Raw genomic sequence first — 17,441 nt, forward strand, 5'->3', positions numbered from 1 at the left:
AAGAAGACAGGTCCCTTGTCCCACTCAGAAAACGCGTAGACGAAAACAGAAGCACAAGAACCGTCCCTATGCTTCTATTATCTTCTTAGCATTATTATACATAATATCCTCAATATCACTTCTGCTAAGGCCTAAATCAATTGCCGCCCTCTTGAAAGCATGTAGTATCTCATACATGAAAAAAGTAAACGTATCGGCCTCAGGTCCTTCAACACCTCTCAGATGTGGGTCTTGAGATTCATCGCCATACAGTCCCTTAGGAACCAGGTTAATATAAGTACCATTTTCAACTATTCTCTTCATTCTCATTTTACATATGGGAGCGTCACTACCGAACAATACTCTCTTAGGTCCGAAGGTTTCAATTGCTTGTTGTATAATATTCTTATTAGTATTTGCAGAAAAATCAAAATAAAGATTTTTTGTAACTGAAAGAACTTCGAAGGCATCTCCCACATCGCTGTCAGCATAAGCTCTTCCGATGTGTGCAACTATAACTTTTGCATTAGGGTATTTTTCATCTATTTCCAGTAACTGAGCAAGATTAACTTTGTCTTTTAATCTTTGATTCCTTGGTATATGAAGCATAATAATCCAACCATTTTTATTTGCAGCTTCAAATTGATATTTAGGAAAGAAGTCAAAGATTCTTATTTCTTTTTCTGGTATATATTCAGGTGCTAATGTAAGATAAGACTTAAGCCCTAGAAAATTTCCTTCCTTTAAGTTTGCCTCCAGTTCTTCCGGAGTTTCTTCAGGTCTGGAAAAATAAAGAGCCGGGAAACCATATTCCCTGGAAACTTCTGCAACGTAGTCATTATTCTTCTTAAAATCCTGACCGCGCCTAATACTTGCAAACATTAAAGGAGTGACCTCTTTATCAGGAAACATAAGTTTATACATTTCCTGTATCTGCTCTCCGGTATTCTCCGGTGCCACCAACGAAGGCCATACAACTGTGCGCTTTATTTCTACCGGTACCCTGTACTTTAATGTATGTACATGAGTATGTATGTCAATTATTTTACCCGGTAAAAAATCCTTGAGCTCTTTTTCATAGAAAATTCTATCAACTTCTTTAATTTCAAAAGTACTCATTTTCATTCCTCTCTTCACTTTCTAAAATTTTTTGCAAATACTAACTGGTGCTTTAGTAAATATTAAACTAATCAAAAAATCATGGATACTGTCATTCCAATATTATAATATTTCTTATTATTATTTTTGTCAAATTATCAACAATATCTCCTCATTGACAGTTTCAGATTCTTTAATATAAAATATAGGAATGAATTTTACGGAGAGGGCGAATAATGAAAGACATAAATAACATTATAGCTAAAGAAGTAACAAGAAGAAGAACTTTTGCAATAATATCTCATCCGGACGCCGGTAAAACTACATTAACAGAAAAATTGCTGCTTTATGGTGGTGCCATAAGGCTGGCAGGAACAGTTAAGTCTAGAAAAGCCAATAAATTTGCAGTATCCGACTGGATGGAAATAGAAAAGCAGAGAGGAATTTCTGTTACCTCCAGTGTGCTTCAATTTGAATATAACGGTTATTGTATTAATATATTGGATACTCCGGGCCACCAGGATTTCAGTGAGGATACTTACCGTACTCTCATGGCGGCAGACAGTGCTGTTATGCTTATAGACGGAGCAAAGGGTATTGAGGAGCAGACCATCAAATTATTCCATGTCTGCAAAATGAGAGGTATACCCATTTTTACTTTTATCAATAAAATGGACAGAGCAAGCAAGGATCCTTTTGAATTAATTGAAGAAATCGAACAGGTTCTGGGAATTAAGTCATACCCTATGAACTGGCCTATAGGTACCGATGGTGACTTTAAAGGAGTCTATAACAGAAAAAAATCCCATATTGAACTTTTTCACGGAGGAAACCATGGCCAGTCATTGGTTGAATCTACCATTGGAACTGTAGATGATCCGGTATTTGCAGAGCTATTAGGAGAGCATTATCATAAAAAGCTCTGTAATGATATTGAACTTCTTGACATTGCTGGAGATGAATTCGATAAAAATAGCATTCTTAAAGGAGAATTAACACCTATTTTCTTTGGAAGTGCAATAACCAATTTCGGAGTTGAACCATTTTTGGCTGAGTTCCTGCAATTGGCTCCATGTCCTGGAAGCAGGCCTTCATCTGCGGGTATTGTTGAGCCTGATGATAACAAATTTACAGGTTTTGTTTTTAAGATCCAGGCCAATATGAATCCTGCACATAGGGACAGGATTTCATTTATAAGAATATGTTCAGGACAATTTAAGCGCGGTATGGAAGTATTCCATGTGCAGTCCGGCAAGAAAATAAGGCTGTCCCAGCCACAACAGTTTATGGCTCAGGAAAGAACCATCGTGGAAGAAGCATATCCCGGAGATATTATTGGTATTTATGATCCTGGTATTTTCGGAATCGGAGATACTCTTTCGGAAGAAAAGGCAGATTTGCTTTTTGAAGATATTCCAGCCTTCCCTCCGGAACATTTTGCACGGGTTGCAGCAAAAGATTCAATGAAGAGAAAACAGTTTGAAAAAGGAATACTTCAATTATCCCAGGAAGGTGCCATTCAGGTATTTAGACAAATTGATATTGGTGTTGATGTTTTTATAATTGGCGTTGTAGGTGTCCTTCAATTTGATGTTTTGGAATACAGGCTTAAATATGAATATGGTGTGGATTTAAGGATACAGCAGTTACCATTCAGGTTTGCCAGGTGGATTTTAAATGAAAATATTGATCCAGACAATCTTAATCTGACAAGTTCAACTATGATTGTTGAAGATCGTTCTAACAGAAAAGTGCTCCTATTCGAAAATGACTGGTCAATACAATGGGCAATAGAACGCAATAAAGGACTTTCCCTTGCAGATATTGCACCTGGCAGATATGTCCAGCTTAAATTTTAACATTGTTGTAGCTAATCTTAAAATATGAAATAACATAATTGATAAAGGCAAAAATAGTAAATGCAAAAGCTGCTATAATCAGATAATTACTGTAAGGCATATCCAGCATTATCATAATTATTGCAATAAAAAAAACAAATGTGGCCAGTTTTCCATACCAATTGGCAGATACAACGTATTTTTTCTTCTTTAATAGTATAATACTTCCTATTCCCATCATAATTTCTTTTAAGATAACAGTTATTAAAATAAACAATGGAATATATCCCTGAATGGTCAGAATAATAAGAGCTGCTATCTGCATCAGTTTATCTGCCAAAGGATCTGCCAGTTTCCCCCAGGATGTTACCAGGTTGAACCTTCTTGCAATATAACCGTCCAGTATGTCTGTTAATCCGCTTAATGCAAAAAGCAAAATTGCTATTTTATAACTCTCTATGTAAAGAAAATAGGCAAAAGAAGGTATCAAAAGCAATCTTATAGCAGTTAAAATATTTGGAACATTCATTTCTCCACCACCAAGTTATTCTAATTAAAATAATAAACCCGTGTGATGCTTACACGGGGCATACAATTATTTAAGCTCCAGGAGAAAAGGGTTAGAAACCTTTTTCTATAATAATGCTGTGGGCTTCCTCAACCTCTGTTTCAGGAACCAATACTTCAAAATAATTATCGTTATTCTCATGGTTCTTACTAATCGGTCTAAGTTTAACCAGAATGCCTTCCTTCGTAAGCATATCCTGCAACTTGGCAGCTGTTTCCTTACCTTGTGCCATATACACAACTGTCCACATAAAAACACGCCCCTTTATTATTTATTACCCTAACTGAATCCAACAATGGCAACAAAGATCATAAATTAAGAAAAACCATCTAGCCTAACTATATATTATTCCAGGCTAAAAATCAATATAAAATTTAGTAAACAGTGGCATTTCAGCTATTTAACCCTTTATTACCTTGATAGTTTACATAACTTAACATTATCCTTGCCAAAACGCCGTTCCAGCTCTTCAATCAGGCATTTATTCAAATCAACCCAATATTCTCTTCCTAGAAGTTTTTTCTTATTATCTTTTACATCATAAAAACATACTGGTATATTACCTTCAAAAAATCTAAATAATGATTTTGTTGAGTCCATATTATTAATTTTATCAAAATCATTTACCCTGATATATATTATTTTTTCAGAATCAATTTCAATATTGTTATCTGCAGCTTTTATTCCATTACACTTATTATCTGCCTCATTTTCTTCTACAGTTTTCCGTAAAGGCATTACCTCTTCACAAATTATCTTGGGTTCTTCCTCTTCTTTAATACTCACCCTGCCTTTAATCAATACAATATTATCTTCTTTAATGAGAGAGGAATATTTATTTAACACCGTAGGAAAAACTATTACCTCCAGACTGCCATATAAATCCTCAAGATTAACGAAAGCCATTAAATTATTATTTTTAGTAGTTTTAGTTTTCTTTTCAGTTATTATTCCTCCAACAATAACATTAATTCCATCTTTTACACCTGATGCATTATCCATGTCAAATTCCTCATTGTCTGGTGATAATGAGTTAATATTCATACTTGAAAAAGTGGTAAGCCTGTTAAGCTCAGATTCATATTCACTTAAAGGATGCCCAGATACATATAGTCCAAGCATATCCTTTTCCATTGACAGAAGCACCTTTTTAGGATATTCAGGAATATCGGGAAATATTTCCGGCATTGTTATTTCTTCTTTAATACTACCAGGAAAATCGAATAATGAAAGCTGTCCTTCCATATTCATCTTGATTGAATTTTGAATCCCATCCATTATTTTTTCATAAGCATTGATAAGCTTGGACCTGTATACTCCCATGGAATCAAAAGCTCCAGCCCTTATCATGGATTCAATGCACCGCTTATTTATGTCCTTACCTCCCATCCTCTCACAAAAGTCAGTGAAATTCTTAAATTTGCCTCCCCTTTTTCGTTCATCAATTATTTCCTTTATTGCGTTCTCACCAACATTTTTTATAGCAGCAAGGCCAAATCTTATTTTCCCATTTACAACCGTAAATTTGGTAAGACTTTCATTTATATCAGGAGGAAGAACTTCAATATTCATTGCCTTACACTCATGTACATAGTGGGATACCTTGTCACTGCTTCCAAGGAAACTGTTCAGCAGAGCCGCCATAAATTCAACAGGATAGTAATATTTCAGCCAGGCGGTCTGATATGCAATTACAGCATATGCAGCCGCATGGGATTTGTTAAAAGCATAACTGGCAAAATCCAACATTTCATCAAATATCTTATTGGCTTTCTCTTCACTGAGACCTTTGTTTAACGCTCCGCAAACAATATAGTTTCCCTTCTCATCTTTAATGCCATAGATAAAGTTATGCCTTTCCTGTTTCATTACATCCATTTTTTTCTTTGCCATGGCTCTTCTGACAAGATCGGAACGGCCCAGGGAATAACCTCCCAACTCACGGACTATCTGCATTACCTGTTCCTGGTACACCATACAACCATAAGTAACGTCCAGTATTTTTTTCAGAATTGGATGATCATATTCTATATTTCCGGGATTGCTTTTATTCTTAATATATCTGGGAATCTGATCCATAGGACCCGGCCGGTACAAGGATATTCCGGCAATAATATCTTCCAGGGATGCCGGTTTCAATTCTTTTATAAATTGTGTCATTCCTGCACTTTCCAACTGGAATAATCCTGCCGTTTTCCCATCCCCTATCATTTTATATACAGAAGGGTCATCAGTATTAATTTTTTCTATATCTATTTCAATATCATGGTTAATCTTTATTAATTCAACAGCATCTCTGATTACTGTAAGAGTCCTGAGGCCGAGGAAATCCATTTTCAAAAGGCCTAACTCCTCCAAATGGCCCATGGGAAATTGTGTAGTAATAATATCATCATTTTTTTGAAGAGGTACATATTCAGTAATAGGATCTTTAGATATTACAACACCGGCTGCGTGAGTAGATGCATGCCTTGGCATACCTTCCAGAAGCCTTGCAGTATCAATAAGCTCCTTAACTCTCATGTCATCTTCATACAAATTCTTCAATTCGGGATTTATCTCCAATGCCTTATCAATATTCATCCCGATTTGAAAGGGTATCATTTTTGCTACAATATCTACATCGCCGTAGGGCATGCCAAGAGCCCGTCCAACGTCTCTTATGGCAGCTCTTGCAGCCATTGTTCCGAAAGTTATTATTTGTGCGACCCTTTCTTTACCATATTTTCTTATAACATAATCAATAACTTCCTGTCTTCTTTCAAAGCAGAAATCAATATCTATATCCGGCATGCTTACTCTTTCGGGGTTAAGAAATCTTTCAAAAATGAGGTTATAACGTAAAGGATCAATATTTGTTATTCCAAGACAGTAGGCTGCCAGGCTTCCTGCAGCTGAACCCCTCCCAGGTCCTACCATAATGCCGTTATCTTTTGCATATTTTATAAAATCCCATACTATTAGAAAATAATCTACATATCCCATGTCCCGAATTACAGATAGTTCATATTCAAGACGGTCTATCTTCTCTTGATCACATTCTTCACCATAAATCCTTCTAAGCCCTTCATAACATAATGACCTTAGATAATCAAAGGCTTCAGTTCCTTCAGGCACTTGGTATAACGGTAAATGAAGTTTATGGAATTCTAATTCCACATTACACATATCAGCTACTGTAACAGTATTATTGATAGCTTCAGGGAAATTTTTAAAAACTTCAGCCATTTCATCGGGTGATTTTAAATACACTTCATTGGTCTCAAATCTCATCCTGTCTTCATCATTAATGCTTTTTCCTGTTTGTATGCACAAGAGTATTTCATGGGCTTTTGCATCTGAACGGTTTAGAAAATGAACATCGTTTGTTGCAATTAATGGTATTCCTGTTTCCCGGCTCAATTTTATAATACCTTGATTTGCCAGGTTTTGATTTTCAATGCCATTCATCTGCATTTCCAGATAGAAATTACCCTCTCCAAAAATACTGTTGTATCTTATTGCAATCTCCTTTGCCTTATCATAATTGCCCTGAATAATGAATCGGGGTATATCTCCGGAGAGGCACGCGCTAAGGGCAATGATTCCATCACTATACTTCTCCAGAATCTCCATATCAATTCTCGGTTTATAATAAAAGCCCTCCAGAAAGCCTGCAGAAACAATTTTCATCAGGTTCTTATATCCTGTATTGTTTTTTGCGAGCAAAACCAAATGTCCCTGTTCTGAGTCCAGACCAGGTTCCCTGTCAAACCTGCTTCTTCTTGCTGTATAAACTTCGCACCCAAGGATAGGCTTTATCCCCTCTTTAATTGCTTCTTTATAAAAATCTATGACACCATACATAACACCATGGTCTGTAATGGCGATGCTTTTCATACCTAATTCCTTGGTCCTCTTTATTAACTCAGCAATTCTGCCGGCACCGTCAAGGAGACTGTATTGCGTATGCACATGCAAATGGACAAAATCCTGCAGCTAAACCACCCTCCCTCTTGCTCAGTCCCTCTTTTATGGGGAAATAATCTCTGGAAGAATAATTTTCATCGACCACTAAGCAATACTTCTGAGGAAAGTGCATTTATGCCCTATCCCTAAAGACATTTCAATCAAATGCATCTTTCCGATGCTATTGAAAATTATTCTGGAAGAGACTATTTCCCCATATTTATTATAACACATTCCCTGATACCTGCATAAAATGATATGAAATCTACAATTTAAGGAGGAAAAACCCTATGCAAAATAGAGGACCATATTCTTGGGGAATTCCTATGCAGCAACAATACGGTAGAACACCTAATAATATACCTTTTATGATAAATCCGGAAAAATACAGTACATACCTTCCCAATTTTAGTACTATGGCTGATAATATTTACACTTATCCAAATAATCTGCCCGGTGCCCTTGAATTAATAAAGGAAGCAGTTGTTGGTGAAACTGAAGATAGAAATCTTTATGAATTTCTGTCTATTGTTGCTCCCACCAAAGAAGAGAAAAATTTAATAAAAGGTATTATGGAAGATGAAGTAGAACATTTTGAATTATTCAGGCAAATATATTATGAACTTACAGGGCAAATGCTCCCTGCCCCTAAAGAAACCAAAATAAAAAAGCCCTCCTCTTATTGCGAAGGTATAAAAAAAGCATTAACAGGAGAGCAGAATACGTCATATAAATATGCTAAAATTCTTTTTGCCATGTCAAACAGAATTCATATGATGAAACTCGTAAAAATAATATTGGATGAACTCAGGCATGGAACTTTATTTAATTATATTTACTCAAAAAACAGGTGTAAATAAATATTTTAAACTCCCAACAGTTTCCCTACAACATAAATAACGCTGTTTTTAAGTTCCTCAAGCTTCTCTTTTGAAGAATTTAATTCTGATGAAGAAACGCCGAAATACACCTTAATTTTAGGTTCTGTACCTGATGGCCTTATGCAGAACCAGCAGCTTTCCTCCAATTCATAGTAAAGAACATTTGAACTGGGAAGCATGAGGCTTTCTTCATTGCCTGAATCCAAATCAATTCTTTTCTTTAAGAGGTAATCTCTTATTGCTTTAACCTTGAAGCTGTTAAAACCGGATGGTTTTAGCTCTCTCAGTTCATTCATGCAGGCTTCTATTCTTTCTATCCCTTCTTTACCTTTTAGAGTATATGATTTAACTTCTTCAAGGTAATACCCATATTTCCGGTATAATTCCTCAAGCCCTTCAAGCAGAGTCATTCCCCTTGCTTTATATAATGCCGCCATATCAGCTATCAGCATTGAGGAAACGACACCATCTTTATCTCTTACAAAGGTACCTGCAAGATAGCCAAAGCTTTCTTCGAATCCAAACAGATATTTCTCATGGCCAAATTCATCCATTTCTTTTATTTTTTCTCCGATAAACTTAAATCCCGTCAATACTTCAACAATCTTAACGTTATAAAATTCCGCAATTGCCCTTGCCATTTCGGTGGTAACTACAGTTTTGGCTACAAAACCATTAGGAGGAAGCTTTTCATTCTTTTTTAAACTGGAGAGTACATATTCCATTAGCAAGCAACCAGTCTGGTTTCCAGTCAGCATAATATACTGGTTCCGGCGGTCTCTTACCATCACACCAATTCTGTCGCAGTCCGGATCAGTTGCTATTATTATATCTGCACCTTCTTTTTCCGCCAGTTTAATAGCGTGGGTAAAAGCAGCCTTATCCTCTGGATTGGGAGTTTTGACGGTTCTAAATTCAGGATCAGGATGCTCCTGTTCCGGCACTACCAGCACATCAGTAAAACCTTTTTCCTGCAGAATCCTTCTTACAAGCTTATTTCCGCTTCCATGAAGTGGAGTATACACTATTTTTAATGTGGAAGCCGTTTCTTTCATATCACTATAATCAGAGGATAATTGCTTTAATCTTTTTATATATTCATCATCAATTTCTTTACCGATAATGTTCAATAAATTCTTGCCAATAGCCTCTTCCCTGCTTATTACTTTTATGCAGGAGAAATCATTAATTTTATTAATTTCATCAAGTACCGCCTGCGAACATTCAAGAGATAGCTGTGCACCATCCTGGCCATATACTTTGTAGCCATTGTATTCTTTTGGATTATGACTTGCGGTTATAACCACTCCCGCAAATGCTTTGAGAAATCTCACAGCAAATGACAGCTCAGGAGTAGGTCTTAATTCATCAAAAAGGTAAGTCTTTATTCCATTTGCTGTGAATACCAATGCTGCTTCCAAAGCAAATTCTGATGATTTTTTACGGGAATCATGGGCAATCACAATACCCTTTTGGGCTGCATCATTTTTCTGCTGATGAATATAGTTTGCCAGCCCCTGAGAAACTTTTCTGACAGTGTATTTATTAATTCTGTTTGTTCCTGCTCCTATTATTCCCCTCAATCCACCGGTGCCAAATTCAAGATCTTTATAAAAACGGTCTTCTAATTCCTTAGAATTATCTTTTATACTAATAAGCTCTTTTTTTGTTTCTTCGTCAAAATATTCATTTTCCAGCCACAGTTTATAAATCTCATTAACATTTCTCATATAGCATTATCTCCGTTTCAGTATTGAATTCAGCAGCAAATACTATTAATAAAAATATATAAAATAATTACATAAATAAATAATATAATTATATACAATTTTCTGCATTTTAGTATAACATAAATACCAGGTATTTCAATAATTGATATTCGTTTCTTATTCTTTTGAAAGCAGGTTAAAATGTAATAATTATTGTTACACCTGCCAAGATATAATATAATTATTCCAAAAGATTATTAATTTTATAAAATTCATAAAAAATTAAAGTTAAAGAGGAGAAGAAAAATGATAATAATTGGTGAAAAGATTAACAGTACTTTAAAAGCAGTAAGGCCCGCCATTGAAAGTTATGATACTGCATCAATACAAGACCTTGCAAAAAGACAAGTACTTGCTGGAGCTAATTATATCGACGTTAATGCAGGAATGTTTCTGGATGACGAACCCCAACGTCTGGAATGGCTGGTTAAAACTGTACAAGAGGTAACTGACGTCCCCCTTTCAATAGACTCTCCAAACCCTGTAGCTATTGAAAGAGCATTAAAAGCAAATAAAGTCAGTAAACCTATTATCAATTCCATAACAGATGAAAAAGATAGGTTCGATTCCATACTGCCTCTTATTCTCGAATACAATACTGGAATAATTGCTTTGTGTATGGATGACAGCGGAATGCCTGAAACTGTTGATGAAAGAGTAACTATTGCAGAAAGGCTGATTTCAAAGCTTACAGGTCAAGGCATCAATATAAGTGATATATACATTGACCCAATGGTAAGGCCTATCGGAACAGGTTCTCATTATGGGATAGTAGCTATTGAAACAATCCGTAAAGTAAAAACCGAATTTCCTGATGTACATATTACTTGCGGATTGAGCAATGTTTCCTTTGGTATACCTGCCAGAAAGCTTATGAATCAGACTTTTCTGGTTGCAGCTATGTCTGCAGGTATGGATGGAGCAATTCTAGATCCACTTGACAAAAAACTTATGTCTTTCTTATATGCTGCTGAGGCATTGTTGGGAAGAGATGAATACTGTATGAACTATCTTACAAAATTCAGAGAAGGAGAGCTGGAATACTAACTCCTAAAAAGTAGAATAATGAAGGTCCTGGGAATAGTAACAGAATATAATCCATTTCATAACGGTCATAAATATCATATACAAGAATCTATCAAGCTTTGCAGTGCTGATTATGTTGTCAGTGTTATGAGTGGAAATTTTATTCAGCGCGGAGAACCGGCTATTGTGAATAAATGGTCGAGAACCCATATGGCTCTTAATGAAGGAGTTGACCTTGTACTTGAGTTGCCAGTTATCTATGCTATGAGCAGTGCTGAATTTTTTTCTTTTGGGGCTGTTAAAATTCTGGATAGCCTTGGTATAGTAGACTATATCTGTTTTGGAAGTGAGTCCGGTAATATCAGGCAGTTAGATCTTATTGCAGAAATTCTCTCCGATGAACCAGAAGAATACACACAGCTTTTAAAGAAATATCTTGATTCTGGGCTCTCTTTCCCCTCCGCCAGGGAAAAAGCCCTGTCAGATTATTTTTCACAACACTTAGTCAGAATTGATAATATTAGTGAAATAATGTCCTCTTCAAATAATATCCTTGGAGTAGAATATCTTAAGGCAATTAAAAGATTAAAAAGCCCCATTGTACCAAAGACAATACCCCGTATTGGTAATACCTATAACACCGGGTATGTAACTGGTAATATATCCAGTGCTACATCAATAAGGAAAAGCTTTTCAAAAGCTAACCATAACCTTGTTTCAGATATACTGGAACAAACTATGCCTAAAAGGTGTATTGAGATACTTAAACAGGAAATCGACAGCGGTCGCGGACCTATACTTCCTGAAAATTTTGAAAGCATTATTCTTGCTTTCTTAAGAAAGATGTCTTCTGAAGAAATTGCAGCTATGCCATATGTAAATGAAGGATTGGAAAACAGAATAAAATTATCTGCCTCAGTTTCCGGAACTTTAAATGAACTGATTGAGGCTATCAGTACAAGGAGATACCCTAAAACCAGAATTCAAAGGATTCTGTTTTACTCATTAATTGGAATTTCAGATAAAGAGTTCAAATTATTTAATAATCATGGCGGCCCGCAATATATAAGGGTGCTGGGTTTTAATTCAAAAGGCAGGCACCTGCTTTCCTTAATAAAAGAAAAAGCCCGGCTTCCTATTATAGTAAAAACCGCAAATTTTAAAAATCATTGCAACCCTCTGGTTTCACGTATGCTGGAGATTGAATCCAACTCAACAGATTTATATGTACTGGGATTTAGTAATCCTGAATATAGGAAGGCAGGCCAGGAATACACAAACAATGTAGTTATAATGTAGAGGAACAGGACACTTGCTTTCATCACAATATAGATTTTTACATAATAAGGGGAGCCTATGCTCCCCTTGCGAATAACAAGATGTTTCAAAATTCTTTAAGTTGCTACAGCTTCAGTGCCAGATTTTGATCTTTTTGTTTTGTTAAAAAGTTCTACTGTATTAAAGAAAGCGTCAATATTTTCTACTGGTGTGCCAGGAGGAATGTCACAGCCTGAAGATATTACAAAATTTTTGTAACCTTCTGCTTTCTCAAGCAATTCCCAGGTTTTATTTCTTACATCCTCTGCAGTCCCATTTTTAAATACTCTTGCAGGGTCAATATTACCAAAAGCAATCCTGTCTTCAGTAATCTGTGGCAATATATCCATCATATTTACTGCGTTTCCAAAGTGAAAACCCATGGCTCCTGTTGACAACAAAGAAGGAACCAGATTTGTTGTGTTACCGCAATTGTGAAGTATTACCATAAAATACTCATCCTGTACAGCATCTACAATTCTTTTAACATAAGCAGATGAAAATTCATCGCATTGGGATGGTGATAACAGTCCAGCAGCCGGTTCTGCCATAATAATCCCATTGGCACCTGCTTCCTTAAATGCCTTTGCAAATGCTATTAAAAATTCTGTGGTTTTATTTAGCAAAGCATGTATTACTTCAGGCTCAAGTAGCAGATCTACCATTATCTCAGTCATATCATATAACCTGGCAGCTAGTGAAAATGGACCTATCTGGCCACCGAAAACAGGACGGTCCATTATGTTCTGTGATGCCAGTTCTGCTGCCTTAACGTATTCGGCAGTTCTTCCATCGCCCATAGCAGGTATTTTAAGTGCATTTACTGATTCAATATCTCTTACGATTCTTGCTGATACTGTAGGAACATCCTCATCAGAATAATTAATTGCACTTCCAAAAGCTTCTGCTTCAACCGACAGATCCATTATTGTTACAGCTGCAGCAGAAGGATACTTGTCTGCAAGTGCCTTAATACATTCATACTGACTTTTTCCACTCTTTACAACCTCAGTTATAGTTTTGTTTACTAATGGGAGACCTGGATATGTCATTATGGGCATAGCCTTCCTGTAGGTAGAATTAGAAATATCCAGCATCCAATTTTTCATATTCCATTTCATTTGGTCCACCTCGTTTCATGATGAAAATATAATGTTGACTTAGATTGCTGCATTTAAGTCTTATATCATTTTAAACCCCGAATAAAAAATAATATTTTATTTATTTATGATAATTTGTATTTTTTTTAACAAATACCTCTCAAACTGCATATAGGTAAAAAAGTACAAAAAAATGCTATTTTTTTCAATACCCTCTTACGCTTTAATAGTATGATAAAATGTGTAAACAGGGATAATCCTATATAAACCATTTACTTAATACTTTGTAATAACTATAATTATATTAATATCACTTGAAAACAGCTTAATTATCTATAAAATCTAATGAAAGAGTTGAGGGAATGAATTTCAGCTTCGGAAACAATGCATTAGAGTATATAGGGTTTAATCTGGAAAATGCTATAAAATGTGTTGATGCATATAGTATTTCTACCAATGTGAGAACTATCATTATTGACAGCCAAGGAGAAACCATTTATGAATCCTGCGGGAATAAAAAGCTGTGTAAAGTCTGCAAAAGCATATCAACTGCAGGAGAAAGTTCTCAAAGCTGCTCAAAGGCCCATTTGTACGGCAGCTATCAGGCTGAAAGATTTGGTGGAAAGTATGTGTTTTTTTGTCCTATGGGATTTACTCACTGGGCATCCCCCATTACCCTTGACGGCATGATGAAAGGAGCCGTACTTGGCGGTCCTGTTAATATGATTGAACCAGAAGATTTTCTTATTGATGATTTAATCATAAGAAACAATGTAAGCGAGCAACAGTTGGCCAGTATAAAAGAAAATATTCATGAGATACCTGTAATTAATCCAGAAAGGGTAAATCATTTGTCTGAGCTTCTTTTTATAGTTGCTGCGCATATATCAGATATACAACCTTCAAGATATCTCGAAGAAAGAGAGTTTAATGAGCATCATTCCGGTATTTCAGAATATATCCACTATATTAAAACCATGGGTGGAGATGACAAGAATATTCCAAGTTACCCCCTGGATAAAGAAAAGGAACTTCTTTATTTAATTTCTATAGGAGATAAAGCTGGTTCTCAAAAGATTCTTAATGAAATTTTCGGTCATATTTTCTTTTCTACAGGAGGAAATTTTAACGTAATTAAAGCCAGGGTTCTTGAATTAATTGTTCTTCTTTCACGGGCAGCTCTTGAGGGTGGTGCTGATGTAGAGCAGATATTTGGATTAAATTATAAATTTCTAAATCAGATACATGGGTTTACAAGCATTGAAGAACTAAGTTTCTGGTTGTCAAAGATTATGGCCAGATTCACAGACTGCGTATTTAATCTAGCAGGAGTAAAACATGTTGATGTAATTTACAGGGCTATTAATTATATAAAACATAACTATATGAAAAAAATAACCCTTGAAGAAGTAGCTTCCCATGTATACCTTAGTCCATCATATTTTAGTAAAATTTTTAAAGAAGAAATGAAATATAGCTTTAATGCCTACTTAAATTATGTTAGGATTGAAATGAGTAAAAAATTGTTACTTGATGATTCCATAGACTTAATTGAAGTATCAAATATGGTAGGTTATGAAGATCAAAGTTATTTTTCAAAGGTCTTTAAGAAGATTACCGGGATAAGTCCTGGAAAATATAGAGAATCCCGTGGCCAGCACAGGCCTGGAGGATCGCAGTAACCATTATTTAGTTCCTATGCATGCTCAAAATATTTATAATGCATGCTTATGATAAAATAGTAAGTTATTATTTAGGAGGGGATATTTTTGAGTATTTTAAATGAAATTTCAATCAGTTTACAACAAGGTAAAGCTAAAGTAGTAAAAGAGCTTGTACAAAAAGCAATTGATGAAGGCATCGATGTTAAAACTATTCTTGAAGAAGGTTTGCTCGCAGGCATGAATGTAATCGGGCAAAAATTTAAAAACAATGAAGTATATGTTCCTGACGTACTTATCGCAGCCAGAGCAATGAATGCAGGTACTGAACTCTTAAAGCCTTTATTGGCTTCAGGTGGAGTAAAGGCAAAAGGAAAAGTTGTTATTGGTACTGTTAAAGGAGACCTGCATGATATAGGCAAAAACCTGGTAAGAATGATGATGGAAGGTAAAGGCTTAGAGGTTATTGATCTTGGTATCGATGTACCTACAGAAAAATTTATTAAAACAGCTATAGAAACTCAGGCTCAAATTATAGCTTGTTCTGCTCTTCTTACTACCACTATGAACGAAATGAAAAATGTAGTTGAAGCAGCCAAAGCCGCAGGAATAAGAGATAATGTTACTATTATGGTAGGTGGAGCACCTGTTAACGAAAATTTCTGCAAGAGTATTGGAGCAGATATTTACACAGCTGATGCTGCTTCAGCAGCAGACGAAGCCGCAAAAGTGTGCGGGAACTAAGAAAATCAGACAAAAGGTTTTGGGTCACACCTTGCTCGGGCATAGTGGAATCAAACTCGCTTCGCTCGGGGATTCAGTGGGGGTCTTGCAATCCCCCACTGAAAAATGGCATTATTACAATTTACATCAATTCAGCTCCCGCTTATAGAAGCGAGAGACTTCTTAATATTTGGTAAAATTTCTTTAGACCTAATTAACGTATCTGTTTACATCGTCCAGAGTGATCCCTTGATGCAGTGCAATATTCAAACCATTAGCAATAACTTTGGCCACTCTTTCAACAACTTCATCTATTTCTTTTGGAGTAACAATCAAGTCACCCACATGAGGCTTAAGCAATTCCTGTATCATTAAGTATTTCTCTTCCCTGTCTACTGCTTTAAGCATATTGTAAAATTCCGATCCCTTTTCAGATTGTTTTATAAGGCTGTCCAAAACTAAATCTATGGCATCATTTGCCATTGTAGCCGCATCCACAACCGTAGGAACTCCTATAGAAATAACCGGCCTTCCCATAGTTTCATGAGATATGTCCATTCTCTTGTTCCCTACTCCCGATCCAGGAGAAATGCCTGTATCCGCTATCTGAATTGTAGTATTAACACGTTCCATTTTTCTTGAAGCCAGGGCATCTATGGCAACAATTACATCAGGTTGCACTTTTTCTACAATGCCCTTTACTATCTCTCCCGTTTCAATACCAGTAATACCTAATACACCAGGTGCAACGGCACAAACAGGTCTTACGCCCTCGTCCACTTGTTCAGGGACATATTCCAATAAGTGCCTGGTTACCATAACATAAGAAACAACTTTAGGTCCAAGTGAATCCGGAGTGACATTCCAGTTTCCAAGGCCGACTATCAGAATAACTGAATCATTTTTTAACTTTAATAAACTTACCAGTTCTTTTGCAAGTGCTCTGCAAGAGTTTTCATAAAGGTCCTGATCATTATGCCTTAAACCTGGTATTTCAAGGGTAATATAATTCCCCATTGGTTTACCTATTGCAGCCTCTCCTGTCGGAGAAGTTACTTTTACACGTGTTATCCTAATTTCATCAGTTCCGTCATGCTCCACTTCAATACCGGGCATCTCCTTAACTTCATCCGCTCTTCTCTGTGTTTCCTCCTTAACCAGCTCATGAGCCTCAAGTGCTAAGTCAGTTCTGCGATTTTTTTTGTCACTCATTGAACCACGAACCAATCCTTTCTTAAAATGTTATAATCAATTTCTTAACCTTTTGTGCCATGTTATTCTATATAACGCATATGACATTTTTAATTATTTTCCCATATAACATGCAAAATAATTCAAAATAATTATGAAGATAATATATTTGTTACAACAACTTTTTTAGGTATATAACATATTTGCAATGTTGCGGTCAATTGAAAAGTTTATTTCCACTTTGCAAAAGTAAATTCCACAGAATGTATAATGGTAGAACAAAACTACGTATAAGCTGATTTTGATTGGTTTATTTTATGAATATTTTTAGTGCTTTTTAGC

The 17,441-nt window shown here is 35.8% G+C and carries 13 protein-coding genes; 6 read left to right on the top strand and 7 right to left on the bottom strand.

Features of this window, described 5'->3' with window-relative positions:
* Positions 1-66 precede the first annotated feature (66 nt).
* On the bottom strand, positions 67-1,098 hold the full coding sequence (locus GXX20_11585) for an amidohydrolase (protein ID HHW32291.1): 1,032 nt from the start codon (positions 1,096-1,098) through the stop codon (positions 67-69).
* A 215-nt stretch (positions 1,099-1,313) separates the two neighbouring features.
* On the opposite strand from GXX20_11585, the gene GXX20_11590 reads away from it, so the two are divergent.
* Positions 1,314-2,936 (top strand): peptide chain release factor 3, encoded by a 1,623-nt coding sequence (locus tag GXX20_11590; protein HHW32292.1) that lies wholly within the window; start codon positions 1,314-1,316, stop codon positions 2,934-2,936.
* On the opposite strand, the gene pgsA is transcribed toward GXX20_11590, so the two are convergent.
* From pgsA to GXX20_11605, 3 genes are all read right to left on the bottom strand, one after another.
* Positions 2,926-3,444, bottom strand: coding sequence for a CDP-diacylglycerol--glycerol-3-phosphate 3-phosphatidyltransferase (gene pgsA / locus GXX20_11595; GenBank protein ID HHW32293.1), 519 nt, complete (start codon positions 3,442-3,444; stop codon positions 2,926-2,928). The genes GXX20_11590 and pgsA overlap by 11 nt on opposite strands.
* A 91-nt stretch (positions 3,445-3,535) precedes the next feature.
* Positions 3,536-3,733, bottom strand: a complete 198-nt coding sequence (locus tag GXX20_11600) for a hypothetical protein (GenBank protein HHW32294.1) — start codon at positions 3,731-3,733, stop codon at positions 3,536-3,538.
* 161 nt (positions 3,734-3,894) lie between these two features.
* Positions 3,895-7,461, bottom strand: a complete 3,567-nt coding sequence (locus GXX20_11605) for a DNA polymerase III subunit alpha (GenBank protein ID HHW32295.1) — start codon at positions 7,459-7,461, stop codon at positions 3,895-3,897.
* Between the two features lie 338 nt (positions 7,462-7,799).
* Here GXX20_11605 and GXX20_11610 point away from each other — a divergent pair, with 338 nt between their 5' ends.
* A complete protein-coding gene (locus tag GXX20_11610; GenBank protein ID HHW32296.1) occupies positions 7,800-8,291 on the top strand; it encodes a ferritin-like domain-containing protein in 492 nt (163 codons plus the stop codon).
* A gap of 5 nt (positions 8,292-8,296) precedes the next feature.
* Here the strand turns inward: GXX20_11610 and GXX20_11615 are convergent, their stop codons facing one another.
* A complete protein-coding gene (locus GXX20_11615) occupies positions 8,297-10,042 on the bottom strand; it encodes a phospho-sugar mutase (GenBank protein ID HHW32297.1) in 1,746 nt (581 codons plus the stop codon).
* Between the two features lie 285 nt (positions 10,043-10,327).
* On the opposite strand from GXX20_11615, the gene GXX20_11620 reads away from it, so the two are divergent.
* Together GXX20_11620 and GXX20_11625 are read left to right on the top strand one after the other, a co-directional pair.
* Positions 10,328-11,128, top strand: a complete 801-nt coding sequence (locus GXX20_11620) for a methyltetrahydrofolate cobalamin methyltransferase (protein ID HHW32298.1) — start codon at positions 10,328-10,330, stop codon at positions 11,126-11,128.
* Positions 11,129-11,146: 18 nt separating this feature from the next.
* Entirely contained in the window at positions 11,147-12,406 is a 1,260-nt protein-coding gene (locus tag GXX20_11625) for a nucleotidyltransferase (GenBank protein ID HHW32299.1), read from the top strand.
* Between the two features lie 95 nt (positions 12,407-12,501).
* On the opposite strand, the gene GXX20_11630 is transcribed toward GXX20_11625, so the two are convergent.
* Entirely contained in the window at positions 12,502-13,545 is a 1,044-nt protein-coding gene (locus GXX20_11630; protein HHW32300.1) for a methylcobamide--CoM methyltransferase, read from the bottom strand.
* 341 nt (positions 13,546-13,886) lie between these two features.
* Between GXX20_11630 and GXX20_11635 the strand changes: the two genes are divergently transcribed.
* The gene (locus tag GXX20_11635; GenBank protein ID HHW32301.1) at positions 13,887-15,206 is read left to right on the top strand and encodes an AraC family transcriptional regulator; all 1,320 of its coding nucleotides are present in this window, start codon (positions 13,887-13,889) and stop codon (positions 15,204-15,206) included.
* A gap of 87 nt (positions 15,207-15,293) precedes the next feature.
* On the top strand, positions 15,294-15,929 hold the full coding sequence (locus GXX20_11640) for a cobalamin-binding protein (protein HHW32302.1): 636 nt from the start codon (positions 15,294-15,296) through the stop codon (positions 15,927-15,929).
* A 189-nt stretch (positions 15,930-16,118) separates the two neighbouring features.
* On the opposite strand, the gene GXX20_11645 is transcribed toward GXX20_11640, so the two are convergent.
* Positions 16,119-17,120 (bottom strand): GPR endopeptidase, encoded by a 1,002-nt coding sequence (locus GXX20_11645; protein HHW32303.1) that lies wholly within the window; start codon positions 17,118-17,120, stop codon positions 16,119-16,121.
* Positions 17,121-17,441: the final 321 nt, after the last annotated feature.

It is taken from the genome of Clostridiaceae bacterium (assembly GCA_012840395.1).
Taxonomy (GTDB): domain Bacteria; phylum Bacillota; class Clostridia; order Acetivibrionales; family DULL01; genus DULL01.

Coding starts and splice junctions, on each gene's coding strand:
- GXX20_11620 (HHW32298.1), top strand. CDS start 10,328: ATGATAATAATTGGTGAAAAGATTAACAGTACTTTAAAAGCAGTAAGG.
- GXX20_11610 (HHW32296.1), top strand. CDS start 7,800: ATGATAAATCCGGAAAAATACAGTACATACCTTCCCAATTTTAGTACT.
- GXX20_11585 (HHW32291.1), bottom strand. CDS start 1,098: ATGAGTACTTTTGAAATTAAAGAAGTTGATAGAATTTTCTATGAAAAA.
- GXX20_11630 (HHW32300.1), bottom strand. CDS start 13,545: ATGAAATGGAATATGAAAAATTGGATGCTGGATATTTCTAATTCTACC.
- GXX20_11645 (HHW32303.1), bottom strand. CDS start 17,120: ATGAGTGACAAAAAAAATCGCAGAACTGACTTAGCACTTGAGGCTCAT.
- GXX20_11635 (HHW32301.1), top strand. CDS start 13,887: ATGAATTTCAGCTTCGGAAACAATGCATTAGAGTATATAGGGTTTAAT.
- pgsA (HHW32293.1), bottom strand. CDS start 3,444: ATGAATGTTCCAAATATTTTAACTGCTATAAGATTGCTTTTGATACCT.
- GXX20_11615 (HHW32297.1), bottom strand. CDS start 10,042: ATGAGAAATGTTAATGAGATTTATAAACTGTGGCTGGAAAATGAATAT.
- GXX20_11590 (HHW32292.1), top strand. CDS start 1,314: ATGAAAGACATAAATAACATTATAGCTAAAGAAGTAACAAGAAGAAGA.
- GXX20_11625 (HHW32299.1), top strand. CDS start 11,147: ATGAAGGTCCTGGGAATAGTAACAGAATATAATCCATTTCATAACGGT.
- GXX20_11600 (HHW32294.1), bottom strand. CDS start 3,733: ATGTGGACAGTTGTGTATATGGCACAAGGTAAGGAAACAGCTGCCAAG.